We start from the raw sequence: 22,124 nt of genomic DNA on the forward strand, positions 1-22,124 counted from the left end.
GTCCTTCCTGTCCGACATCATGGCCAGCTTGATCACTTTACCCTTTATTTTATCATATGTAGTGCTGTGTAGACAGAGTTGTAATGATCTTCATAGCAAGATGTATTTTATATTCGGTCAATGAATGTTTAGACTTTTAACTGGAAATACTGAATATAGCCCTCCAACTCGTTGGCAAACCTCCAATACATTGATATAATGTTTTATACGGAAGGGGTGATTTCCATCGATAACAAACTTGATGATTCCACTGAATTCAACAAGAGTACCTCAGAAACCGAAGTCATTCAGGAAATAGGCATCGTCGTTGGAACTTGCTACGGGTTTTTATTTGAAGGAGTAGACAATGATTATGACGAGGAATATGCCGGATACATTTAATCCTGCTCTGTGGATGATTCAAGGTCATATTTGGGTGACTCCTGTATGGAATAATACGGAAAACAGGAATACGCCCCGGCCCATCGTTATTGTTGGAAATGAACAAGCCAATAATACGTTGGCACTTATCGTTAATTTTATAACGAAACAAGAGCCACGTGATCAGTTTGATATCCCGCTTGACTATTGGCAAGAAGCCGGCCTGACTGTTGCTTCCTATGTAAGGACGTCTAAACCCTTTACCCTATTGCGAAAAGATTTGAGACAACAGCCTACTGATCGCAATGGTATGTCGGTTCCACGAGGTTATGTAGGTGAACTGCATCCTCATGACTTAAATAAAGTAATTACTGCATGCAAACATATATATTAAAAGCTTGAATGTACGATATAGCCTTACAGACAGCAAATGAGGTTCTCCTGCTGGAGAACCTCATTTGCTGTACATCTAGAATTTACAATTACAAATTCAAGCTTTTCATTGAAGCTGCCGCATAACGTTCGCCCGCCGCTATCCCTTTTGGTGCGAATTCAGCTATCCTTGCCAAATCCTGATCAGTCAATTGGACCTCCAGAGCACCTATATTCTCTTCAAGATAGATTCTTTTTTTCGTACCAGGAATCGGCACAATATCTTCTCCCTGCTGAAGCAGCCATGCCAAAGCTAGCTGAGAGGGCTTGCAGCCCTTTTCCTGGGCAATCTCTTCGATACGGTGAACCAACTCGATATTTTTCATAAAGTTTTCCCCTTGAAATCTGGGGGAGTGTCGTCTGTAATCATCCTCGGCCAAATCCTCAAAACGTTGAATCTGACCCGTCAGAAAACCTCTACCCAATGGGCTATAAGGCACAAACCCGATTCCCAGCTCACGGCATACAGGCAAAATTTCATCCTCGACATCACGACTCCACAAAGAATATTCCGTCTGCAAGGCAGTAATTGGATGTACAGCGTAAGCTCGTCTGATTGTTTGCGGAGAAGCTTCCGACATACCGAGATAACGGACTTTGCCTTCTTTGACCAGTTCAGCCATAGCTCCGATGGTTTCTTCGATCGGTGTGTTCGGGTCCACACGATGCTGGTAGTATAGATCAATATGATCAACACCTAATCGGCGAAGGCTCGCTTCACACGCTTCCTTCACATAATTGGCAGTTCCTTTAACACCCAGAAAGCTTCCATCCTGCCCTCTGACATTCCCGAACTTGGTAGCAAGTACAACCTCGTCGCGTCTTGCCTGAATCGCCTTGCCTACCAATTCCTCATTTCTTCCAACACCGTACATATCCGCGGTATCCAGAAAATTAACCCCTAAATCAAGCGCACGTTGAATCGTTTGAATGGATTCCTCGTCATTTTGCCCGCTATAGAAATCGGACATCCCCATACATCCTAAACCAAGAGCCGATACGTGAAGCCCTGTTTTTCCCAATGCTCTTTTTTCCATCAAGGCAGCCTCTTTTCCTGAATTTGATCTGGAGCTGATTGTACCTTTTCTATTGTAACATTGTGGAAGCCAGATTAATAAATCTACTTAGAGAGACAAGCATTTCATAAACGATCAAAGGATATTTACGCAGATTGAGACATATGCTGATACATCTGACTGTAAAGGAGAATTCACATGTACCCCAATCGACCACTTACCTTTGTTCTTATCCATGGATCATGGGCTGATTCCAGCTTTTGGGATGGTATAGCCGATGAATTGCGAAGAATGGGTCATATCGTATATGCGCCTGAATATCCGGGACATGGCGCTGATCCGAACAAGGCTGTTACCCACGAGATGATCTCAGGATCGGTTGCCCATTTCATCCAGTCCATGAATTTGCACCATATCATTCTGGTCGGCCACAGCTTTGGCGGATCTGTCATTCAGAAGGTGGCCGAACTCGTACCTGATCGCATACACCGTCTCGTATTTCTCGATGCTTTTGTTCTGCTTGATGGGCAAAGCGTAGCTGATGAATTACCTGACTCTGCCCGGGAGGCTTTTCAACAGATCAGACAAAGCTCCAAGGATGATACCATCATGCTTCCCTTCCCACTGTTTCGAGAAACCTTTGTCAACCTGGCCAGTCTGGAGCAAGCTCAGCATCTGTATAGTCAAATATCACCCGAACCCGCCCAGCCTCTCTTTGAAAAGCTGAATCTCACCAAATTTTATAGCCTGAACATCCCTAAGAGCTATGTGTATCTTATGGAAGACACCGTATTGCCTCAAGGAAGTCAGATGTATGGCTGGCACCCACACATGTCCAGTAGATTGGGATTATTCCGTTTCATTCAAGGTCACGGTGATCATATGTCTACAGCCCGAGCTGAACCTGTCCGGCTAGCCCGACAATTGTATGAAGCCGGAAGAGATTGAACTCTGGAGTACGCTAAGCTGGCTCTTCGTTGGACTGATTGTGGAATAGCCCATAATAAAAACCTTTTTGCTGCAGCAAGGAGTCATGAGAGCCCTTCTCAATAATTGTTCCCTTGTCGACGACAAGAATCTGATCCGCCTGCTGAATCGTGTTCAGTCGATGCGCTATCACGATGCTCGTTCTGCCCTTCATCAGACGGAACAGAGCCTCCTGTATTTTGAGCTCGGTTATGGTGTCAATGCTGCTCGTAGCTTCGTCCAAAATCAGAATCGAGGGATCAGCGAGAATCGCTCTGGCGATCGACATCAGCTGCTTTTGACCTTGACTGATGCCGCTGCCATCCTGCTTAAGCATCGTGTCGTACTGCATCGGCAGCTTCATAATAAAAGCATGAGCATTCGCTGAAATCGCAGCCTGCTGCACCTCGGAATCTGTGGCATCCAGTCTTCCGTAACGAATGTTATCGCGAATGGTTCCTTGAAACAAAAATGAATCCTGCAAAACAAAGCCCATATGTCGGCGTAAATTCGCTCGTTGAATGTTAGTAATATCATGACCATCAATGAAAATCTGGCCGGAATCCGCATCATAGAAACGGGACAGCAGCTGAACTATAGTGGATTTACCCGCACCTGTAGGGCCGACCAAGGCGAGAGTTTCACCTGGTGCTACACGGAACCTGACGTCTCGTAAAATCTGGACTTGCTCGTTGTAGGAAAAGGCTACATCGGAGAATACGATCTCTCCCCGCAGCTCCGGCAGCTCCATGGCATCCTGCTCGTCATTGACTTCGCCCTTCTCCTCCAGCACTTCAAATACCCGTTCAGCACCAGCAATCGCCGACAAGAAAGTATTGAATTGATTGGCCAGATCGTTTAATGGACGTATAAATTGTCTGGCATACTCGGAAAACGTGACAACGATACCGATCGAGATAATATCGTGCATGACGAGCATTCCGCCGACGATGGCAATGATCCCGAAGCTTGCATTCGTTAGCCCGTTCATCAGCTTCGGGATAAAACCTGAATAGGTTTGCGCCCAATAGCCTGATACTTTCAGCTTCTGTGCCTTCGCCAAAAAAATCTCCGTCATCTGCTCTTCGCGTGAGAATACCTTGACAATACTTTGCCCGGATAAGGTTTCCTCGACAAAACCATTCAGCTCACCCAAATTTTGCTGCTGTTCCTTAAAATATTTGCTCGTACGCGCCGTAATCCACTTCATTCCCAGGAACATAACCGGAATAATGACAACGGTGATTAAGGTAAGCAGCGGGCTGAGCCAAATCATCAAAATGATCATGCCCGTGAACGTAAACAAGCTGGAGATGAGCTGGATAAAAGAGCTGTTCAAGGTTTGACTCACATTGTCAATATCATTTGTTAGCCGACTCATTAACTCCCCATGCTGACGCTTGGCAAAGAACGAAATCGGCAGTCTGTGCAGCTGTCGAAATAAATCCTCGCGCATCGCATAGACTGTTTTCTGGGCCACACCGATCATCCAATAATTTTGCAGCCAGGAAGAAAGCGAAAACAGTACATAAGTTCCAGCTAACAGGATGAGCAGCATAATAAGTCCGTCACTAGTAGACGAAACTACAAATCTGTCAATCGCTACGCCGAGCAAATAAGGTCCAAGCAGACCGAGCGAAGAGCTTATAAGAACCATCAGGAAAATCAACACAAGCAAGCCTTTATGTACCGAGCAATAACGCCATATTTTTCTTAATGTACCGCTCCAGTTTTTGGGAAGCTGCTTTTTCTTCAGGGAAGATTCACCGGGCTTGGCAGCCTTCGGGTTCACCTTCCGTTGCGGGTCCGGTTGATTAGGCATGCTGTACGTTCTCCTCTCTGATTTGAGATTGAACGATCTCTCGATAAAGTGCAGATAGTGTGAGCAGCTCTTGATGATCGCCCGCAGCCAGCAAGCTTCCTTCCTCCAAGAGGAGTACCGTATCCGCAGCTATCGCCGTTGCGATTTTTTGCGTGATGATCAAGGTTGTACACCTAAGCGTTCTCAAGGCTTCGAGCAATCTTGATTCGGTTCTGACATCCAGTGCACTTGTACTGTCGTCCAGCAGCAGCAGCTTGGGCTTGCGCAGTAACGCTCTGGCAATCGAGATCCGCTGTTTTTGGCCGCCAGATAAATTAACACCTTTTTGCCCGACAATCGTTTCATACTGCTGCGGCAAGCTCAGGATCGTCTCGTGAATCTGAGCTTTTTGGGCGGCTTCGATCACTTCCTCCATCGTGGCATTATCACAACCCCACATGATGTTCTCCTTTACGCTTCCGGTGAACAGCACAACCTCCTGAGGTACATAACCGATCTCGCTGCGCAGCACGCTCGGGTTGAAGGTTCGGATCTCATGACCATCGATCCTTATACTGCCTTGGGTTGACTCATACAAACGGGGTATAAGCTGGAATAGGGAGGTTTTCCCCGAGCCGGTCGCTCCAAGCACAGCAATGGTTTCCCCAGGACGAGCCTTAAAGGAAATTGACTTCAACACATCCTCGGTCATATCGGGATATCGGAACGATACGTTGTCAAATACGATACTGCCCTTTGTTATTTGATGTGCAGCTGACACAGGTACGGAATTGTCAATATCCTCAGGTGAGCTTAACACCTCGGCTACCCTTGTCGCTGAGGCTTTGGCCCGCGAGAGAGCCATGACCAGCATCGAGATCGTAGAGAATAAGCCTGTAATCCGTGTCGCATAATTGACGACTGCTACAATTTGGCCGATCGTCGCATCCCCTGTATTCACCTGCAAATGTCCTGACCACAGAATGAACAGGATACTCAGGTTCATCACCAACAGCAGCAGCGGTATGGTCAGCTCGATTAATCGCAGAGCCGCCATCGTCCGATCCATCAGCGCTTCATTGGTCTGTGAGAAACGCTTGATTTCGTGGTTGCCCCGGACTAGCGCTTTAATCAGCCGGATTCCCATCAAATTTTCGCGCAGCACTCCATTCGTTTGATCCAACTGCTCCTGCACAGAGCGAAATAATGAGAACGCTCTCTTCATCATCCAAACTAATAACAATATGAGCAGCGGCGTAATGACGACTAAAATAAGTGCCACTTTAAAATGAACCATCATCGCCATCACCATACCAAAGATCATAAACAACGGAGCCCGCATCATGATTCGCAAGCCCATAAATACCGTATTTTGGAGCTGGGTGACATCACTTGTAATTCTCGTAATTAAGGAAGAGGTCTGAAATTGATTGAACTGAGCAAAAGGAATCGATTGTACCTTCGTAAACAGGCTTTTGCGAATCTCGAACCCGAAGTTCTGGCTGACATGAGCCGCGAAGAAGGAATTCACAATCCCTCCTACAAAACCAAGCAAGGAAATAACAATCATTACGCCTCCCCAGAACAGCACGACAGAGAGATCCTGATGAACAATTCCGTTATCGATGACTTTGGACATGAGCAGTGGATGAAACAGCTCGACCATTAATTCAACAAGCATCAATAACAAAGCGATGACCATGGCCACCCGGTAAGGCTTCAGAAACGACATGATGATGCGCATAGCTTATCCCCTAACTTTTGTTGGCTATCATATTCATGTACAAAATGGATTATTTAAAATTATACCTCTCAATTACGAAATATCAACAGCTTAAAATAATATCCAACTATTTCAATGTGAATAGTTTACAATATCATTGGAAAATATTACAATAATATAATCCTATATACGACAAGGCTTTGAGAGCTCAAGCTTCAAACAACAACTTAAAAAAGGTGATGAATGATGCGCCCATCCAAACGTAGAATGATCTTAAATCTTTTTTTGAGCAATGCGGGTTCTCATCGAGGAGCCTGGCGCCACTCCAGTACAAAGCTGGAGGAAGTACATGATATTAAACATTTTCAACAGATTGCCATTAAGGCAGAGGCTGCACGAATTGATTCGCTGTTCATCGCAGATGGGCTGTCTATCGAGGCAAAGGCTGTCCAGCATGGTCCCATCCTGGGGTTTGAGCCGTTGACATTGTTATCCTCCATTGCTACAGTAACGGAGAAAATAGGCTTGATTGCCACCGTTTCTACAAGCTTTAACGAGCCTTACAATCTTGCGAGAATATTTGCTTCATTCGATCATATCAGTGGGGGCCGAGCCGGCTGGAATATGGTGACCACAGGCGTGGAGCGCACTGCCTTTAACTTTGGTCTGCAGCAGCTGCCCAGCCATAAAGAACGTTATGAAAGAGCTCATGAATTCGCAGAGGTCGTACTCAAATTGTGGGACAGCTGGGAGGAAGACGCCTTGGTTCAGGATAAAGCCTCGGGGATCTACGCCGATGTCGACAAGGTTCATGATATTCATCATGAAGGGACGTATTTCAAGGTTCGTGGTGTACTGAATATTATGCGCCCTCCACAAGGTAGACCCTTGCTCGTCCAGGCAGGCGCATCAGAAGAAGGCAAACAGTTTGCCGCCCAATATGCCGAGCTTATTTTTACCGTTCAAAATTCATTGGAGGATGCCAAGCTGTTCTATCAGGATATCCGTGCAAGGACAGCGGCGGCGGGTCGTTCTCCGGACAGTATTAAAATATTGCCTGGGGTGCTCGTCATTGTCGGTGCAACAGATGCGGAAGCCCAGGAAAAAGCGAACGAGCTTCAACAAATTGCTCCTATTGAACGAGCAGTGATGTCGATATCGAACTTACTCGGAATCGACTTCTCAGTCTATTCACTTGATGATCCGTTCCCCGAGCTTCCTGAGCCAAGTCAGGTTAATGCGTATCAAACCTTTCACCAGATGGTTAGAAAGATCATCGCCAAAGAAAAGCTGACGATACGTGAACTGCTGAACAAGTATTGGGTAGGTGCCGGTCAGCTCCAGGCTGTCGGTACACCTGAGCATATCGCGGATTTGATGGAGACTTGGTTCGTAGAGGAGGCGGCTGATGGATTCAGTGTTATGCCACAGCTCAGCTTTGGGGGGACGGACGATTTTCTGGAGCTGGTCGTTCCCGAGCTGCAGCGCAGAGGGTTGTTTCCTACAGCTTATGACAAGCAAACCTTGCGGGAAAACCTCGGTCTCGTAAATAAGGAGGATTAATTATGATTGTCCACAACGAATTGGATTATCCGAACGAACACTTGCTTGTAGATGTATCTTGGGTCGAAGCAAATCTTGGCTCCCCAGAGGTCGTACTGCTGGATGCCCGGGCCAAAGGCTATAAAGCTGGACATATCCCCGGCGCGATCCATATTGATGCCAAACTCTTAAAAAACCCGTCTCGGTATACGTTCGCTTCGGAAGCTACAGTCAAAGAGCTGCTGGAGCAATCGGGTATCAGCAATGGAACAACGGTTGTTGTCTATGATGATGGGAGTGGTGTTCTAGCGACACGAGTTTTTTATGTGCTGGAATATTATGGGCTGCAGGATCAGGTTAAAATGCTGAATGGTGGTTATATCGCCTGGACTGCCGCTGGCAAAGAGGTATCGGAGGAGGAGCCACATCTTATATCTCAAGGCTCTCTCACATTAACAGCCGATAATCAACGTATCACTTCACGAAATAATATTCAGAATGGATTGAACAACAGTTTGCTGCTTGATGTTCGATCACGGGAAGAATACACCGGTGCCGATCAACGGTCCAACCTTAAAGGCGGTCACATTCGGGGAGCGATTCATAAGGAATGGAAAGATGCACTCGCTGCGGCAGATGAGCAGGGTGTTGTACGCTTCAAGGATTACAAAACGTTACAGCAGGATTTTGCAGCTGCAGGCCTTAAACCGGAGCTAACAATTGTCCCTTACTGCCAGTCCAATCAGCGAGGCGCACATACGTATTTCGTCTTGCGATTACTTGGTTATTCCGACGTACGCCCCTATGAAGGCTCCTGGGATGAGTGGGGAAACGCAGCGCATACGGAGGTTGTGACCTGATACTGCTCTGCTCACTCATAGCTGAGATTATCTTTATTTCCCGGATGGATTCAGCATCGTTGTAAAATTCAAGACGTCCTGCAGCAATCCTTTAACGAAAAGCAGCTGCTCAGGTGTATAAGCGGATAGAAACCGAACAATCGAAGCTTCAATGTCGTTATGGATTCGCTCATGAAGCTTATGCAGCCTGTGCCCTTCTGCGGTCAGCAGAAAGTAAATCTCCTTTTTATTATCGTTCAGCTGTGTTCGTCGAATCAGCTTCATTTTGTGCAGCTTGACCCCTATCTTCGATATACTGGCTTTGGAAACACCTATTTTTTCGACGATAGAGGTTACATTTATCGGTTCATACGACCCAATACAGGCAATGACGTGGATATCAGTCAGATTGAGATTGTTTACATTCATTTTACTATCTTCAATTTCCAATAATATCTGATCCTTGATCCGGGCCATGCTTTGCTCGTGCTGCGAAAAGACCCTCACGCCCAACTCAAATATCGCATGCTTCGTAGACTCATTCATATCCATGGGTGGTAACGACTCCTTGCATCCAGATCTCATGCTTCATTATAGCTCAGGTTCCGTTGTTGTGAAACCACCCCACGGCAAGGTCACTTTGTTTCAAATGAAACAATTTCAACTACATGATCGTTAATTTCTTATCCGCTGGCGTTCGTGCTCCAGGCTTAGGTACCTTGTCGAAATAGCCCATATGCAAAATACCTACAACTCTTTCTCCGGATTTCACTCCCATACCTTCATAAAAAATGGGCGAATATATAAATTCCATCGATGACCATATCATGCCGAGCCCCTGCTCCCAGCCCAGCAGCTGTATATTTTGCATCAAGCAGCATACCGCAGCAAAATCCTCCTCCTGCTTGTGAGCATTGCTATCCTGCTTCATAACTACGATCAGGTTGGCGGGAATCTGAATGATTTTACGTTTCATCACCTGCTTTAATTTCTCAGGTAAAAGCTTCAATCGCTTCAGATGACTCCCGGCTTCAAACATCAAATCGGCCATTTTTTCTTTGGCTTCCGGCTTCTCAACATAAATAAATCGCCACGGCTCCCGAAGTCCATGATTAGGCGCCCATATTGCATCATTTAAAATTCCCAATATCACATCGCTTGGAACTATGCGGTCATTAAAACGACGAATGCTCCTTCTACCCCGAATTGTTGCCGAAATACTCAATAGGAACTCATTCCTTTCAGTTTTTTTGTTTCATATGAAACAATATAAATATAAACGGGTACATCAAAATCGTCAATAGCAAGTTGTTAATCATAGTCGGGATAAGTGGAATTTGTTGGATTCCAGGTATACTTGAAAATACTCAAGCGATACACTACAATACATAGTGTGAAGTTGGTTCGAGGCATCGAAGGGCAGTAGGAGTATAATTGAGGAGGACTAAGCATGATGAACGCAAGGCTGGAGATGAATATGGATATGCACGCGAATATGCAGCATGGGACTGGTAGTACGAGTACACTGCTTTTGTATATTGGATTGATCGTTTTGGCATTATCCATTATTGGTTATGTGTATGCTTCAAATTTGAAGAAGGAAAATACGAGCGGCTTGAAAAAGGCCGAAAAGGTCGCCTTGAAAAAGAAAAATAAAACTATTCTCGTCATCTCGCATTCTTTGCTTGGTGCCGCTATTGTAGTTGTGGGAATTTATGCGATTCTTAATGCAGCCAGTAAAACGAATATTGAGAATTTGAATTATAACGCTGCGATCCAGGTAACCGACGATAAAGACTATGGAAGAGAACATTCGGAAGCCCCAGTGACCTATGAAATGAAAATACCTACATCAGGTACGCACAGTCCACACGATTTGAAATATGGTTTTTACAAAGAAAAACCAACTAACGAGATGTTGGTCCACAACTTGGAGCATGGCGATATTATTATTTATTACCATAAGGACGCGTCGCCTGAGCTGATCGCCAAAATCACCGCGCTGACACAATATAAAAAAGCAGGCTCCGGCGTTCTTGCCGTACCCTACGGTGACGTACAAACGGACAAGGAAATTGTCGTAACCGCCTGGACCAAAACGATGGAGCTGGCAAGCTTTGATGAAGCCAAGATTGGCACATTTATATACAAATATATCAATAAAGGTCCAGAAGAAATTCCTGTTGAAATTCGCCAAAACGGCGGTACCATGTAAAAGGCCCTCCTGGGGTCTAGGTAAATGAGACGTGCCGTCTGGTTGACGACAATTCCTCATCAAGTTACAATTGTCCCCATAATCATTGAGTGCTTTTTAATATGAAACAAGGTGGTCAGCAAATGGAACACTATGCTACTCTGATTGGCGTCATACTGGAAAAAATGGATCAAACCTACAAGGATCTCAAATTTAATTACAATGGCCTGGAAGGCGTTCTTAAATCACACTCACAGGAAGAAATCACAAACACCCCGGAGCTGATCACAATTACGATGCTAAAGGATATGTATGGAGCGCTTGTTCGGGAAATTGAGACCCAATTGCCCGGGATTAAGGATTGATGAGCCTTCACTCCATATTGTATCTGCATCCATGAATAAGTCCGCAGCTGAATCCCATAGCTGCGGACTTATTTGCGCTGGCAAATAACTCCACGAGCCCTTACCCTGTTATATTTTTCCAACAATTACAACAATTTTATCGTGTAGTATAAGGATTCAACTGACAAGGAATGCTATAGGAGATATTTCCAATCGTGATTGGAGGCGTCCAAACATGCTGGAGAAAATATGCATATCCGTATTGTTGTTTGCCCTACTGGTCCTTGGAGATTGGCATAATTTCAAGCGATTGGACCGCAAATCAACAATTCTTTATGTCTTATGCTTACTTCCTTCCATTTACCTGTCCTTGCTTTTTTCAACATTAGTGTCTGGACCCGGTTTTGAAGATGTTCTGAATACTCTCTATGGGGGACCTGCCAAGAAAATCGTCAACTATCTGGATGTAAGTCGTTAAAAGAAAGGTGATGGTATATGAGAGAGAAGCTGCCCCTATCTTCAATATCACCGACACAGCTTGCAACGCTGTTGTTTGTCGTAACGGTCGGTTCCGCAATCGTTTATATTCCCAATCCGCTCACAGCAGCAGCAGGCAATGATGCTTGGATATCCTTATTGCTTGCTTATGGATTCGGGATTGTTGTTCTAACCTGTGTCCTATACTTATATAACAAGCATGATGGAATCAGTCTCATCGGCTACAGCCGACGATTAATTGGTAATGCAATGACAGTTGTTATTGCGCTTCCACTGATCGGCATGCTGTTCTTTGCTATTGGGGCCATTGATACTGGAATCGGTGATTTTTTGACCACTGTTATGATGGACAAAACTCCGCCTTATGTGTTCAATTCGATCAGTTTGATCATTGCCGCTTTAACAGCACGTGCTGGCATCCAAGTCACTGCGAGGATGTTTGTTCTCTTGGTTGCGCTGCTAGTCATCTTTTCGTTCGCTGTTCTTATCATCGCTATTCCCTTGTATCACCCTGAACGGCTGCTACCTTTATTGGATAATGGGTTTAAACCGGTATTTCATGGTTTTTTCATAGCAGGCGGATTTCCTTTTGGTGAGGTAGCTCTGTTTTCCATGATCCTTCCATTTGTCAATCGCAAGGATGCTCCTGCAGCAATTGCCAAGCTTTACACTGCATTTACTCATACAGCTGTCGTGTTGATCTTGTCTACCTTGTGCACAACGATGGCATTTGGAGCTGCAGCTGCAACTTACAATTACTCCCTGTACCGCCTGGCGAGTGAAATTCAGGTTCCTGAAATTTTTCAGCGTAGTGAAGCAGTGATAGCCATCGCCTTGATTCTGGGCTCTTATATGAAAGCAACCGTACTCCTGATCGTCTTGAATCAAATCATCGTTCAGCTATTTCGTCTGCCGAATGAACAGGCTCTGATCTATCCGATCACTCTGATTTGTATTCTGCTGTCACTTACGTTGTTCAACAATCCAGCAGATTTTGAACAGCAGGTTTATGTGATTTGGCCTTTTACGGTAGTAGCGGTTGGATGCAGTCTCATATTTCTATTTACTTTCATAACCTGGATAAAGAATATGACCAAATAACGAGGATGGGAGTCTTGGATGTGACCATAACAAAACCACCTCTGCAGCAAATCAGTAGCCGATTGGCCGATAATCAAGCACGTATGGAGCACGAGCTATCCAATTGTCAGGACATCCATTTCGAGGCATGGACCTATGGAGCTGATCAGCAGCACGAAGCGCTGACCGTATATTGCAGTTCGCTTGTGAATATGAATAAAAATCATTTTATCATGCACACGCTCCTGGAAATGATCCATCATCAAACCGGGATTTCCGCACCCATTACTCCGAAGCTGATCAGCGATTATTTGGGTAATCACGGCGGCTCTACACAACCGTTCTGTCTAATTACTACCTTGGATGCAGTTTATGATTATATACTGGAAGGATATATAGTTATCTTTTTGGATGAATGGGATCAAGCCATTGGCTGCCCGACAGATGGTCCTCCTACAAGACTGGTAACAGAGCCGGTTAATGAACCTGTCGTCCATGGTCCGCGTGAAGGCACCGTCGAGAATATGGAAACGAATCTGGGGATGCTTCGGCAGCGAATCAAAAATCCTCAGTTTAAAATCGAGTTTTTCACAGCCAGCAGTGAAATGAAAACCAAAATCGCTTTTGGGTATTTGAAGCACGTTGTCAACCCCGAGGTACTGGCAGAATTTCGCAACCGGATTAAAGGAATCGAACAATACGAGGTGCTCGAGACCTCATATATTGAAGATTGGATTGAGGATTCGCACTATTCCCCCTTCCCTCAGGTTCGTTATACGGAAAGGACCGATTCAGCTGCGGCTGCCTTACTGGATGGCAAAATCATCGTGTTGGTTGAGAACTCTCCAATGATCATGATTTGTCCCGCTTTGTTCGTTGAATTTCTCGGAACCGGGGAGGATTACTATGTAAGGACGGTGTTCGCATCCTTTATCCGTTTACTTCGCTTGATCGCGTTTACGGTAGCACTTACCTTGCCCAGCATCTATATTGCTCTGTCTACCTTTCATCCCGAGCTCATTCCCACCGTACTGCTGCTAGCCATCCTGGACACTCGGGAAGGCATACCCTTTGCTGCTTTTGTGGAGGCCTTAATTATGGAGTTCTTGTTCGAGCTGCTTCGTGAAGCTGGAATCCGTCTCCCGCGACCTGTTGGATCGGCAGTCAGTATTGTGGGTGCTCTCGTCATCGGACAAGCTGCGATCATGGCTAAAATTGCTTCACCCATCATGGTTATTGTCGTTGCGCTGACCGGAATTGCGTCCTTTGCAATTCCTCATTACGATATTGCCATTGCCATCCGAGTATTACGTTTCCCATTCATGATCGCTGCTGCCCTTTTGGGAGGCTTTGGCCTTATGGCTATAGCTTTGCTAACCCTTTTGCACTTAACTTGCCTACAAGCCTTGGGTCAGCCCTATCTGTCTTCATTTGCACCGCTTAAAATCCGGGATTTGCGGGATGTGTTCATTCGCGTCCCACTCCAATACTTTTTGCGTTCTCCCCGAAACCGACGAATTCATCGGCGTGGACATCGTGATCGCATTTCCTGAAGGAGAGGGTTCTACTGAGATCGCTTTTCATAGCCCTATGGCTATCCATATGTGCATTCACTTTGTCTGCTTGCTGGAATCAGCTTGAGCTCACCGACTGGGGTTTCGTCCAAGCGGCAGCAATTGATCAAACAGAAGGGGGTCAAATCCGCTTAACTTCGCAAATCTACAAGCCGGGCGGTTCCAGTACTCCAAGTATGGAAACTACTAAAGGAGCAAGTTTTGTCGACATCATCAGTGAAAATCCAACTGTCTTTGGAGCTTCTCGCGATGCAACCAACGATCTGGGAAGAAAGCTGCAATGGAGTCATATGCGGGTACTGCTCATAAGCGAGGAGATCGCTGCACATCGTAATATTGGTGAACTGCTCGACTTCTTCACACGATCCCATGAGCCCCGTGGAACAACGGCTATCATGATTACGCATGGACCCGCAAGCTCTTATTTATCGATAAAGCCATTAATCGAAAGTACCATAGGGCAGCAGCTAAAATCGATAGAACAGCTCGCTCATGATCAATCCGGCAAAACCATGGAGGTGACGCTCACTGACCTCAGCATAGTAGCCCATGGACCTTCCTCAACAACCGTGATTCCCTACGTGAACAAGACTAAAGATACACAGGAAATCGCAACGGTCACAGGTATGGCTATTATTAATTTCCCTAAGGGGACAATGAGCGGCTTCATATCCAGTAATAAAACCCCCTTTTTACTTATGCTGATGAACAAATACAAAGGCGGGTTTCTTAACCTTCCATGTAAAAAGAGCAAGGAAGACGACTTCATAAGCAACGATTCCTTTCAAATCAGCAAGCTGCACACACAGATCAAGCCCAGCGTACGGGGTCAGGAATTATTTCTTAACATCATTCTCGATGTTGAAGGAAACGTGGGTGAGCTCAGCTGCTCTCAAACTCTGACTGAAAAAGATATCAACCGCTTTACGACACGTGTTGAGCAATTGCTTAACAAACAGCTCAGTGACATGATGATCCTTCTGCAGAAAGAGAAAGCCGATATTATCGGTATTGGAAACCTGCTTCATCGCTGGCATCGCGATCTTTGGAAAAAGTGGGAGCCAGACTGGCAGCAGCATTTTGCCGATAGTACGTTTTCCATCGAAACTCATGTACATCTATTGAATTCAGGAGTAAATGCCGGAAAACCCTTCTCAACAAGCCAAAAATAACAATGAAGGTATTGAATTTGCCACGATGCCACAGAACTCTCCTTATTGACTTTACGATTAGCAATCAGGTATAATTATTTTGTAAATGTAATTATTACAAATAAAGCAAGCTGGGTAATCCAGCTGCCTAATAAATGAGAGATAGGATGTTGAACAAATGAGAGAAGGCATACACCCCAAATATCAAGAGGTTATTATTCTTGATGTCAGCAGCGGCTACAAGTTTTTGACAGGCTCAACGAAAAGCTCTAACGAAACCATGGAATGGGAGGATGGCAGCAGCTACCCGGTAATCCGTGTAGAAACAAGCTCCGCTTCTCACCCCTTCTACACGGGCAAGCAGCGTAATGCCGAAATCGGCGGCCGTGTGGACCGCTTCAACCAGAGATACGGCAACAAGAAATAAGCACAGCAAAAAGCCGAGCATATTGCTCGGCTTTTATGTTGGCTTTTATGTTGTAGATGGATTATTTTGGCATTCCTCGCATATTCCATAAACCTCAAACCGATGGTTCAATATTTTATACTTTCCGGGAAGCACCATCTGCTGCTCCATAGGACAATAATCGAAGGTCAAGGTCTTCTCACAGTTCACACAGATTAAATGGTGATGATGATGGGAAAGACAGCTGCCCTTAAATTTCAGACCCCCGTCCATAAAATAAAATTGCTCCAGAACACCCATTTCACTTAACATACGAAGATTACGATAAACGGTATCAAAGCTTACGCTTGGGTATTTAACAGTCATTTGATCATAAACATCTTTTGGAGATAAATATCCATCCTGATTGGCAAAAATCTGCGCCATTGTTCTACGCTGATCTGTAATTCTCCAGCCATTTCTCGACATGACTGCCAGCATATCCTGCACATTATGGCTTTCTGACACTGCTCTTCACAATCCTTTCTGATCTCTGCAAGCTTTGCGAAGTCATTGATGACACATGATCACATGCATATATTATCACTTTATCAAAAAATGACCGAATCGCCAAGTTTTTCAGTGCAAGATCGTAAATTAGCAGGTTAAGGATTGCGTAATAGCCTCTGCGCACAATGCTCCATCAGCAAGCAAAAGGAACGATTGTGACCGATATAAAACGAAGAAAGATCGTAGCGGCAGCGAGCAGGCTCATACGTGACCAGCAGGCGATGCTTCATCCGCTGTACAGCGAGCTGAATAAACCGGTCTGTCTGTTCAGAAGCCAGTAAGGTAATGTAAGCATATAGTGAATGATTTTCCGGGTCATCCAGAATGCTGACTCCTGCACATGAAAATTCCGTCGGTATATGCAGCTGCTTGAGCAGGGTTAATGCGCCATGCAGCTCGGCATCTACGATGATATCCAATTGACCTAGAGGCACGGTTTGCTTAGGTATCCTGACCTGCTTATCACGATCCACCCACGCGCTCAACTCCCGCTCCCTGCGTTTCCATTGCTCGCGTGTTTGCTGGGTGCATACCAGCTCTTCCTGATTGTCCGTATTCACGGTTGTCATCTTATTCTCCCGTCTGCAGTTGGTTTACTAATAAGTGTACAATATTTCAACTGTCGACTTCACCTATTTTCTGCCTGTGGGATAACCTCTTTGGCTTTTCAGATTTTATTGCGTTTGTCCTAGACCTGGCATATTCATTATAACTCCTACCCCATCACCATTTACCGTTGGAACTTTTCCATCCCACTTTTTAATCCACTCATATTCCACCAATTCTTTGGTCATGGATTGACGTAACAGCTCATTGGCTTTTGATACACCTTCTGCTTCAATACGTGCCTTGTCAGCTATACCTTGCGCCTCAATACGTTGTCTGTCCGCGATAACCTTGGATTTCTCAAGCTCCACCTTCTCTTGCTCAAGCTTTTGCTGTGCATCGACTTTGGCCTGGATCGCTTTGGCGGTATTTTCATCAGGGGCAGGGGGCTGGAATGTTACGGACTCAATAATAAACCCGGTATCTTTGACATCGTCAGAAAAGCTCTTTTGAATGGCAAGTGAAATTTCCTGGCTTTTTTCGCCCAGTACTTCAAGCACTGAATATTTGGTAGTTACATTTTTGGCTACTTCAGTTAGTCTTTGGCGAAGGAAGGCTTCTTCAATAACATCTGCCTTCTGACCTCTAAATTTATTGAAAATATTAGGTAAATGCTCTAAATCAATGTGATAATTATATGAGAATGTAGTCACAATCGGTTTGCCGTCACTAGTTCCGACTTTAACTTCCCGGTATTCAACCGTTTCCGTTGCAATCGGGTATTCAGTAATTCGTTTAAATGGTGAGACGACATGCCAGCCTTGCCCTAATGTTTGATCCTCTAATCCACCATTTCGATTATACACAACACCTGCATGGCCTGCCTCTATTGTCGTAATAAATAACGGTGTAATGACTGCACTTAATAAAATGATAGCACCAACAATAATTCCACCTGTTTTAAAATTTTTATTCGTTATCTTTCTCTCCGTCTGCATCTTTTTCGCCCTCCCGGTTTTTGATCTTGGTAAACTTTTCATTCACCTTTTTACCTAAGCTCCCATAGAACGGTGATAAAATAATCCATACGAGGATAACAGCAATCGCCAGAAGAAGGATTCCACCAATAAGTGTCCCCATTATTGCTTTCTCCTTTTCTCTTGAGATAATACGTATTACGTACCTCCAATATTTCAGTTTCATGATTAAACCAAAAATACCATTTTATTACTTTTAATTAGAAATCCATATTTTTTAAGATTTATATCCATGTAAACAGTAATATTTACTATTATATCACATTGGAAGGATTGCATTGAAAAAGAGGCTGACCATCGCTGGTCAACCTCCATGGATATGTCACAGCAGCTGCCATGTGGCGCCGCCGTCTTTCGTTTGCAGTAATCTGGAGCCAGTCGAGGCTTCATTCCTCAGCAGCAGCCAACCGGTCCCACCTTCGGTGAATTCCATTCTAAGTGTATAAGGGAATGCTTTGAACGCTTCTGACAGAACAGGATCAGCAGCAAGCTTTTTCCAGGTAGTGCCTCCGTCCACGGTGTGGCTGAAGCTTCCATCCTTTAAATACCAGCCTTCTTTATCGTTGACAAAGGTAATATCATAGCTCGTGCTCACCAGATCAGCAGGCACTGTATTTAACGCTGTGTATGTCCAGGTCTGTCCGCCATCCGTTGTGAAAAAGCCGTCAAAATATTGAGTATCATTCCCTCTTACGGTTACCGGAAACCAGCCCTTCATCCGATCTGCTCCCCAAAATTGCGGCGCCGCGGCAATCGAATAATAGATTTCATTCGTTGCTGCCGGTATTTGTAATGGGATTGCACTCCATGTATGACCGCCGTCACGCGTACCATACAGCTCCGGCTTGCCGTCTATCGTTTCTAACGGAACAAATCCATTCATGGCGTCCCTGAAGCTCATCCCGCGTGAATGTCCATTTTGCGGAATCGCCTGAGGAGTCGGATTATCTGTTGGCAGGTAGCCGGTGTTCTCCATAATCTGCTTCCAACTCGCACCACCATCCTCGGTCACATACAAAGATTTCTCGGATTTGCCCATGGCCGCATCTGACGAGCTCAGCAGCCAGCCATGACTTTGGTCGATAAAATATAATCCTATCGCTCTTACCATACCGGGCAGCTCTGCCGTTTCCCAGGTCTTACCCGCATCCTTCGTGCGGAGCAGCTGGGACTTGCCTTCATTTTGGCCAGACTGAAACACCCAGAGATGATCGCGATCCAATACAAATACACCTGCATGGTCTTGTGGTGACGCTTGGAAGGAGTGTCCGTCCGGGGTTGGGGAAGCAGCCGTCCATTTCACTCCCCCATCCTCTGTACGGTACAGCCTGAATTCCTTAGCCGTCACTCCCCAAGCATACCCAAGCTTATCCCCGAGCAGATGCATGTCTGTCAGCATTGTTTGAATTTGCTGCTCGGCTGGCTTCACTGCACCTGTTGATGGAGAAGCAGCTCCCGTGCTTGTGCCATCATTGGACGGATTCGATGCTCCAGAGGAGCCTGATTGATTAGCAGAGCCTGTACCGCTTGTCTGCCCCCCGTTCGCCATGGAGGGAGCCACCATCGAAGCACTGCTGCTACTTGAATTCGCATTGGAGCCACAGCCCGTGGCCATCGCCAGGGTCAATAGCATAAGAGATATTGTATATTTGCAGGTTCCTTTTCGTTTCATGCATGTCAGTCCTTTCACATAAAAAAGATAGGTTTCAGAAGCAGTATGTACAGCCTCTTCACCTATCATTACCCTTTTTGAAAGAATTTGATCCTTAATCTGAATTTCTATTCTTGTAATGTCATTTTTTTATGTATCACCTAATGCATTTAACTCCATTAGAGCCTGTTCAACATCCCTATCCGGATAAAGTAATTGGATCATCTCTGCTGTAATTGGAGCACCTGCAAAAATCTGTTTAACCGTCTCCATATCCAACGAAAGATCATAGTAGCCTTCCGCCCATTCAACATAATCCTCAGGTGATTTATTAATCGTCCCCAACAACCAGCGCGAGCCATCATCGGCTCCATGCGGAAGCTCGACCTCTCCCTGCTGCCAATGGCCTTCATTACTTGCTCGCCATATACAGAAGGTGACCACATCATGCTCCAAGGCGGGATCTTGCAGATAAGCCATCAGCGCATCCGGTACTTGATCATATATACCCGGCCAAACCTCATAGACGTCACCAGCGTGGGGACTGAGCGCGGATTCATGATCGAAGCCTTTCAATATAACCCCCTGTGACCCAAATACGACAAACAGATGGTCGCCCGAGCCATTATCTATTTTGGCTAACGAGAGCTCTTGTGTCCAATTTGTATCAAAGCTATGATAACGCAGCCATTCCTCATCACATACAATGATGTCCAGTGCCGCCAAAGCGAGCAGTCTTTTTTTCAAAACAGACGGTTCTCCCAATCCTTCTCGTTGCTCTATCATCCAAGCGATCCTCCTAACCCAACCACTGTTTACAAAAAGCCTTCCTGGCTATCAAACACAGCCACCTCATATTCCGTCTCGACCCATTCCAGAAAAATCATCACATCGTTAAAATAATCCATATCAGGATCAGCATCCCCACTGGTTTCAAGTCTTCTGCTGCATGTGGCAATACGTTCCTTGTCTACATGATCGACTGCATATGCTTGAGCGATCTCTGCTGACTCCTCCACGACGGACGGATCCTGGTTGTAATATATGCGGAAGCTCCAGCTGTCCATTGTCATAATCGTCACTTGATCGGACGCTTCAATCCGTGTGTTAGGGGCGCTAAATTTCAATTTAAGACGCTCCGCGAAGTCGATCATATCCCAGCTAGAGTCAGATAATAAAAAAATCAAATACGAATATGGTTTAAAACCCATCATTTCGCCTCTTTCCATCGTTTTCGTTGACAAGTCCGTTTGTAGATCACCAGTCGATTATCCAGCTAGTTCCATCATCATAATTTATTACCTCTTCCACCTGATCTTTAAACAGCTGCACAGCTTATCAGCTTTCTGTGGACAGCGCTTTTCCCAAAATAGTAAGCTTGCTCATCGTTTGCCAATTACGAGTGGTAGCTGCCACCCCCAGCTTTTTTTCCAAAAAGTTATTCGTAAATACCGATTTTCGAATGCTTTGCCGACATAATATGTATACTTCAAGCTTAGAGCCAGAGAGCTGGAACTCATCGATTTCACTTGTACAGAGCAGCAGCTTGGCTATGTTAACCTCAGATGGCTCCTCTGCGAGTAGTGCAATATAGACCTTCTCTACTGCAGACGTTGGGTCTGCCTCGAATGGACAATGGTTAGTTATGTGCTCCATTTGTTCCACCGTCCTGATCACAACCGTGACGTCAAAACCAAACACCTCCTGAATCCGCTGCTCAATCCTTGTTCTCAATAACGCCTTAGAATCTTCTGATTCGAAGAGGACGTTACCACTTTGAATATAGGTCTGAACCCGATCCAAGCCCATTTGTTCAAACATCTGCTTCAGCTCAACCATTTTGATCAGCTTTTGTCCGCTCACATTGATCCCGCGGAGTAGTGCGATATATGCAGGCATACGCTACACCTCGATTCTTTTTTTCCATTATATCACAAGCCATAAGTCTGTCTCTCCTAGCCTTATTCTGGAGGAAATAGATAATAGACAGCTGAAATGTTAACATTAAAACAGAAATGGACACCCCGGTTGAATCGATCTGGGAGCATATTCGTCAAGTGGAGGACAAGATCATCTATAAGCACCTGCTGCTTGATCTGATCAAAAAGCTTGTAACCGGATACAGGAAAATTGAACCACTGCCCGTGCTGCATATTTTCAAAGAAGAGGACCAGCGGTTCCAAGGCTATCGTGTGCTGCTGAAGCATTATGCGGAGCTGGCTGATGCCGGACATTTCTTTGAAAGTCTGGCTCAATCAGCGCCGGTCAAGGAACGACATGTCATTGACAACTCGATCAAAAAAGAATTGAATTTCTGGAACGAGCATTTGAAAAAAAATCTCAAAAGTAATCCTCCAACGCAGACAATACGTAAGACTATTGTAAGGATTTGGCTTTATAATAGCGGTAGATAGT

General features: G+C 45.2%; 26 protein-coding genes. 13 read left to right on the forward strand and 13 right to left on the reverse strand.

The window, feature by feature from the left end; genetic code table 11:
- Positions 1–198: 198 nt before the first annotated feature.
- On the forward strand, positions 199–381 hold the full coding sequence (locus NST47_RS23830) for a hypothetical protein (RefSeq protein WP_179097450.1): 183 nt from the start codon (positions 199–201) through the stop codon (positions 379–381).
- Positions 365–754 (forward strand): type II toxin-antitoxin system PemK/MazF family toxin, encoded by a 390-nt coding sequence (locus tag NST47_RS23835; RefSeq protein WP_341157356.1) that lies wholly within the window; start codon positions 365–367, stop codon positions 752–754. The genes NST47_RS23830 and NST47_RS23835 overlap by 17 nt, the downstream gene beginning before the upstream one ends.
- 88 nt (positions 755–842) lie before the next feature.
- Here the strand turns inward: NST47_RS23835 and NST47_RS23840 are convergent, their stop codons facing one another.
- Positions 843–1,829: an aldo/keto reductase gene (locus NST47_RS23840; protein ID WP_341157357.1), complete on the reverse strand. Its 987-nt coding sequence runs from the start codon at positions 1,827–1,829 to the stop codon at positions 843–845.
- A gap of 177 nt (positions 1,830–2,006) precedes the next feature.
- Here NST47_RS23840 and NST47_RS23845 point away from each other — a divergent pair, with 177 nt between their 5' ends.
- Complete coding sequence (locus tag NST47_RS23845; protein ID WP_341157358.1) at positions 2,007–2,756, forward strand: alpha/beta fold hydrolase; 750 nt, start codon at positions 2,007–2,009, stop codon at positions 2,754–2,756.
- A gap of 13 nt (positions 2,757–2,769) precedes the next feature.
- On the opposite strand, the gene NST47_RS23850 is transcribed toward NST47_RS23845, so the two are convergent.
- Together NST47_RS23850 and NST47_RS23855 are read right to left on the reverse strand one after the other, a co-directional pair.
- A complete protein-coding gene (locus NST47_RS23850) occupies positions 2,770–4,596 on the reverse strand; it encodes an ABC transporter ATP-binding protein (protein ID WP_341157359.1) in 1,827 nt (608 codons plus the stop codon).
- Positions 4,589–6,319, reverse strand: a complete 1,731-nt coding sequence (locus NST47_RS23855) for an ABC transporter ATP-binding protein (protein ID WP_341157360.1) — start codon at positions 6,317–6,319, stop codon at positions 4,589–4,591. Before NST47_RS23855 ends, NST47_RS23850 begins: the two co-directional genes overlap by 8 nt.
- Positions 6,320–6,565: 246 nt before the next feature.
- On the opposite strand from NST47_RS23855, the gene NST47_RS23860 reads away from it, so the two are divergent.
- Together NST47_RS23860 and NST47_RS23865 are read left to right on the forward strand one after the other, a co-directional pair.
- Positions 6,566–7,861 carry an LLM class flavin-dependent oxidoreductase gene (locus NST47_RS23860; RefSeq protein WP_341157361.1) on the forward strand — a complete coding sequence of 432 codons (1,296 nt, stop codon included), beginning with the start codon at positions 6,566–6,568 and terminating at the stop codon, positions 7,859–7,861.
- A gap of 2 nt (positions 7,862–7,863) precedes the next feature.
- Positions 7,864–8,700: a sulfurtransferase gene (locus NST47_RS23865; RefSeq protein WP_341157362.1), complete on the forward strand. Its 837-nt coding sequence runs from the start codon at positions 7,864–7,866 to the stop codon at positions 8,698–8,700.
- 33 nt (positions 8,701–8,733) lie between these two features.
- Here the strand turns inward: NST47_RS23865 and NST47_RS23870 are convergent, their stop codons facing one another.
- Both NST47_RS23870 and NST47_RS23875 read right to left on the reverse strand, forming a co-directional pair.
- Positions 8,734–9,231, reverse strand: a complete 498-nt coding sequence (locus NST47_RS23870) for a MarR family transcriptional regulator (RefSeq protein WP_341157363.1) — start codon at positions 9,229–9,231, stop codon at positions 8,734–8,736.
- 112 nt (positions 9,232–9,343) lie between these two features.
- Positions 9,344–9,904, reverse strand: coding sequence for a nitroreductase family protein (locus NST47_RS23875; protein ID WP_341157364.1), 561 nt, complete (start codon positions 9,902–9,904; stop codon positions 9,344–9,346).
- A 225-nt stretch (positions 9,905–10,129) separates the two neighbouring features.
- On the opposite strand from NST47_RS23875, the gene NST47_RS23880 reads away from it, so the two are divergent.
- From NST47_RS23880 to NST47_RS23910, 7 genes are all read left to right on the forward strand, one after another.
- Positions 10,130–10,894 carry a DUF3105 domain-containing protein gene (locus NST47_RS23880; RefSeq protein ID WP_341157365.1) on the forward strand — a complete coding sequence of 255 codons (765 nt, stop codon included), beginning with the start codon at positions 10,130–10,132 and terminating at the stop codon, positions 10,892–10,894.
- Positions 10,895–11,016: 122 nt separating this feature from the next.
- Positions 11,017–11,238, forward strand: coding sequence for a hypothetical protein (locus NST47_RS23885; RefSeq protein ID WP_341157366.1), 222 nt, complete (start codon positions 11,017–11,019; stop codon positions 11,236–11,238).
- 214 nt (positions 11,239–11,452) lie between these two features.
- Positions 11,453–11,695, forward strand: a complete 243-nt coding sequence (locus NST47_RS23890) for a hypothetical protein (protein WP_341157367.1) — start codon at positions 11,453–11,455, stop codon at positions 11,693–11,695.
- Positions 11,696–11,712: 17 nt separating this feature from the next.
- Positions 11,713–12,816, forward strand: coding sequence for a GerAB/ArcD/ProY family transporter (locus NST47_RS23895; RefSeq protein ID WP_341157368.1), 1,104 nt, complete (start codon positions 11,713–11,715; stop codon positions 12,814–12,816).
- Positions 12,817–12,836: 20 nt separating this feature from the next.
- Positions 12,837–14,348, forward strand: coding sequence for a spore germination protein (locus tag NST47_RS23900; protein ID WP_341157369.1), 1,512 nt, complete (start codon positions 12,837–12,839; stop codon positions 14,346–14,348).
- A gap of 29 nt (positions 14,349–14,377) precedes the next feature.
- Positions 14,378–15,541, forward strand: a complete 1,164-nt coding sequence (locus tag NST47_RS23905; RefSeq protein WP_341159742.1) for a Ger(x)C family spore germination protein — start codon at positions 14,378–14,380, stop codon at positions 15,539–15,541.
- Positions 15,542–15,698: 157 nt separating this feature from the next.
- The gene (locus tag NST47_RS23910; protein ID WP_076230231.1) at positions 15,699–15,947 is read left to right on the forward strand and encodes a type B 50S ribosomal protein L31; all 249 of its coding nucleotides are present in this window, start codon (positions 15,699–15,701) and stop codon (positions 15,945–15,947) included.
- Between the two features lie 45 nt (positions 15,948–15,992).
- Here NST47_RS23910 and NST47_RS23915 read toward each other — a convergent pair whose 3' ends face one another.
- The 8 genes from NST47_RS23915 to NST47_RS23950 form a co-directional block, all read right to left on the reverse strand.
- Entirely contained in the window at positions 15,993–16,406 is a 414-nt protein-coding gene (locus tag NST47_RS23915) for a Fur family transcriptional regulator (RefSeq protein WP_341159743.1), read from the reverse strand.
- A gap of 164 nt (positions 16,407–16,570) precedes the next feature.
- The gene (locus NST47_RS23920; RefSeq protein WP_341157370.1) at positions 16,571–17,044 is read right to left on the reverse strand and encodes a hypothetical protein; all 474 of its coding nucleotides are present in this window, start codon (positions 17,042–17,044) and stop codon (positions 16,571–16,573) included.
- Positions 17,045–17,149: 105 nt separating this feature from the next.
- Positions 17,150–18,019: a prohibitin family protein gene (locus NST47_RS23925; RefSeq protein ID WP_341157371.1), complete on the reverse strand. Its 870-nt coding sequence runs from the start codon at positions 18,017–18,019 to the stop codon at positions 17,150–17,152.
- Complete coding sequence (locus NST47_RS23930; RefSeq protein ID WP_341157372.1) at positions 17,991–18,161, reverse strand: hypothetical protein; 171 nt, start codon at positions 18,159–18,161, stop codon at positions 17,991–17,993. Before NST47_RS23930 ends, NST47_RS23925 begins: the two co-directional genes overlap by 29 nt.
- 219 nt (positions 18,162–18,380) lie before the next feature.
- Positions 18,381–19,730: a WD40/YVTN/BNR-like repeat-containing protein gene (locus NST47_RS23935; RefSeq protein WP_341157373.1), complete on the reverse strand. Its 1,350-nt coding sequence runs from the start codon at positions 19,728–19,730 to the stop codon at positions 18,381–18,383.
- 129 nt (positions 19,731–19,859) lie between these two features.
- A complete protein-coding gene (locus NST47_RS23940; protein WP_341157374.1) occupies positions 19,860–20,495 on the reverse strand; it encodes a hypothetical protein in 636 nt (211 codons plus the stop codon).
- 29 nt (positions 20,496–20,524) lie between these two features.
- Positions 20,525–20,920, reverse strand: coding sequence for a hypothetical protein (locus tag NST47_RS23945; RefSeq protein WP_341157375.1), 396 nt, complete (start codon positions 20,918–20,920; stop codon positions 20,525–20,527).
- Between the two features lie 127 nt (positions 20,921–21,047).
- Positions 21,048–21,608 (reverse strand): DUF1697 domain-containing protein, encoded by a 561-nt coding sequence (locus tag NST47_RS23950; protein ID WP_341157376.1) that lies wholly within the window; start codon positions 21,606–21,608, stop codon positions 21,048–21,050.
- Positions 21,609–21,724: 116 nt separating this feature from the next.
- Between NST47_RS23950 and NST47_RS23955 the strand changes: the two genes are divergently transcribed.
- Positions 21,725–22,123, forward strand: a complete 399-nt coding sequence (locus NST47_RS23955; RefSeq protein ID WP_341157377.1) for a hypothetical protein — start codon at positions 21,725–21,727, stop codon at positions 22,121–22,123.
- Position 22,124 lies beyond the last annotated feature (1 nt).

Source organism: Paenibacillus sp. FSL H8-0034 (genome assembly GCF_038000305.1).
GTDB lineage: Bacteria > Bacillota > Bacilli > Paenibacillales > NBRC-103111 > Paenibacillus_S.

What these genes read in the sequence shown, in the direction of transcription:
- NST47_RS23830 (WP_179097450.1), top strand. Translation starts at nt 199, where the DNA reads ATGTTTTATACGGAAGGGGTGATTTCCATCGATAACAAACTTGATGAT.
- NST47_RS23835 (WP_341157356.1), top strand. Translation starts at nt 365, where the DNA reads ATGCCGGATACATTTAATCCTGCTCTGTGGATGATTCAAGGTCATATT.
- NST47_RS23840 (WP_341157357.1), bottom strand. Translation starts at nt 1,829, where the DNA reads ATGGAAAAAAGAGCATTGGGAAAAACAGGGCTTCACGTATCGGCTCTT.
- NST47_RS23845 (WP_341157358.1), top strand. Translation starts at nt 2,007, where the DNA reads ATGTACCCCAATCGACCACTTACCTTTGTTCTTATCCATGGATCATGG.
- NST47_RS23850 (WP_341157359.1), bottom strand. Translation starts at nt 4,596, where the DNA reads ATGCCTAATCAACCGGACCCGCAACGGAAGGTGAACCCGAAGGCTGCC.
- NST47_RS23855 (WP_341157360.1), bottom strand. Translation starts at nt 6,319, where the DNA reads ATGCGCATCATCATGTCGTTTCTGAAGCCTTACCGGGTGGCCATGGTC.
- NST47_RS23860 (WP_341157361.1), top strand. Translation starts at nt 6,566, where the DNA reads ATGATCTTAAATCTTTTTTTGAGCAATGCGGGTTCTCATCGAGGAGCC.
- NST47_RS23865 (WP_341157362.1), top strand. Translation starts at nt 7,864, where the DNA reads ATGATTGTCCACAACGAATTGGATTATCCGAACGAACACTTGCTTGTA.
- NST47_RS23870 (WP_341157363.1), bottom strand. Translation starts at nt 9,231, where the DNA reads ATGGATATGAATGAGTCTACGAAGCATGCGATATTTGAGTTGGGCGTG.
- NST47_RS23880 (WP_341157365.1), top strand. Translation starts at nt 10,130, where the DNA reads ATGATGAACGCAAGGCTGGAGATGAATATGGATATGCACGCGAATATG.
- NST47_RS23885 (WP_341157366.1), top strand. Translation starts at nt 11,017, where the DNA reads ATGGAACACTATGCTACTCTGATTGGCGTCATACTGGAAAAAATGGAT.
- NST47_RS23890 (WP_341157367.1), top strand. Translation starts at nt 11,453, where the DNA reads ATGCTGGAGAAAATATGCATATCCGTATTGTTGTTTGCCCTACTGGTC.
- NST47_RS23895 (WP_341157368.1), top strand. Translation starts at nt 11,713, where the DNA reads ATGAGAGAGAAGCTGCCCCTATCTTCAATATCACCGACACAGCTTGCA.
- NST47_RS23910 (WP_076230231.1), top strand. Translation starts at nt 15,699, where the DNA reads ATGAGAGAAGGCATACACCCCAAATATCAAGAGGTTATTATTCTTGAT.
- NST47_RS23915 (WP_341159743.1), bottom strand. Translation starts at nt 16,406, where the DNA reads ATGCTGGCAGTCATGTCGAGAAATGGCTGGAGAATTACAGATCAGCGT.
- NST47_RS23920 (WP_341157370.1), bottom strand. Translation starts at nt 17,044, where the DNA reads ATGACAACCGTGAATACGGACAATCAGGAAGAGCTGGTATGCACCCAG.
- NST47_RS23925 (WP_341157371.1), bottom strand. Translation starts at nt 18,019, where the DNA reads ATGCAGACGGAGAGAAAGATAACGAATAAAAATTTTAAAACAGGTGGA.
- NST47_RS23930 (WP_341157372.1), bottom strand. Translation starts at nt 18,161, where the DNA reads ATGGGGACACTTATTGGTGGAATCCTTCTTCTGGCGATTGCTGTTATC.
- NST47_RS23935 (WP_341157373.1), bottom strand. Translation starts at nt 19,730, where the DNA reads ATGAAACGAAAAGGAACCTGCAAATATACAATATCTCTTATGCTATTG.
- NST47_RS23940 (WP_341157374.1), bottom strand. Translation starts at nt 20,495, where the DNA reads ATGATAGAGCAACGAGAAGGATTGGGAGAACCGTCTGTTTTGAAAAAA.
- NST47_RS23945 (WP_341157375.1), bottom strand. Translation starts at nt 20,920, where the DNA reads ATGGGTTTTAAACCATATTCGTATTTGATTTTTTTATTATCTGACTCT.
- NST47_RS23950 (WP_341157376.1), bottom strand. Translation starts at nt 21,608, where the DNA reads ATGCCTGCATATATCGCACTACTCCGCGGGATCAATGTGAGCGGACAA.
- NST47_RS23955 (WP_341157377.1), top strand. Translation starts at nt 21,725, where the DNA reads ATGGACACCCCGGTTGAATCGATCTGGGAGCATATTCGTCAAGTGGAG.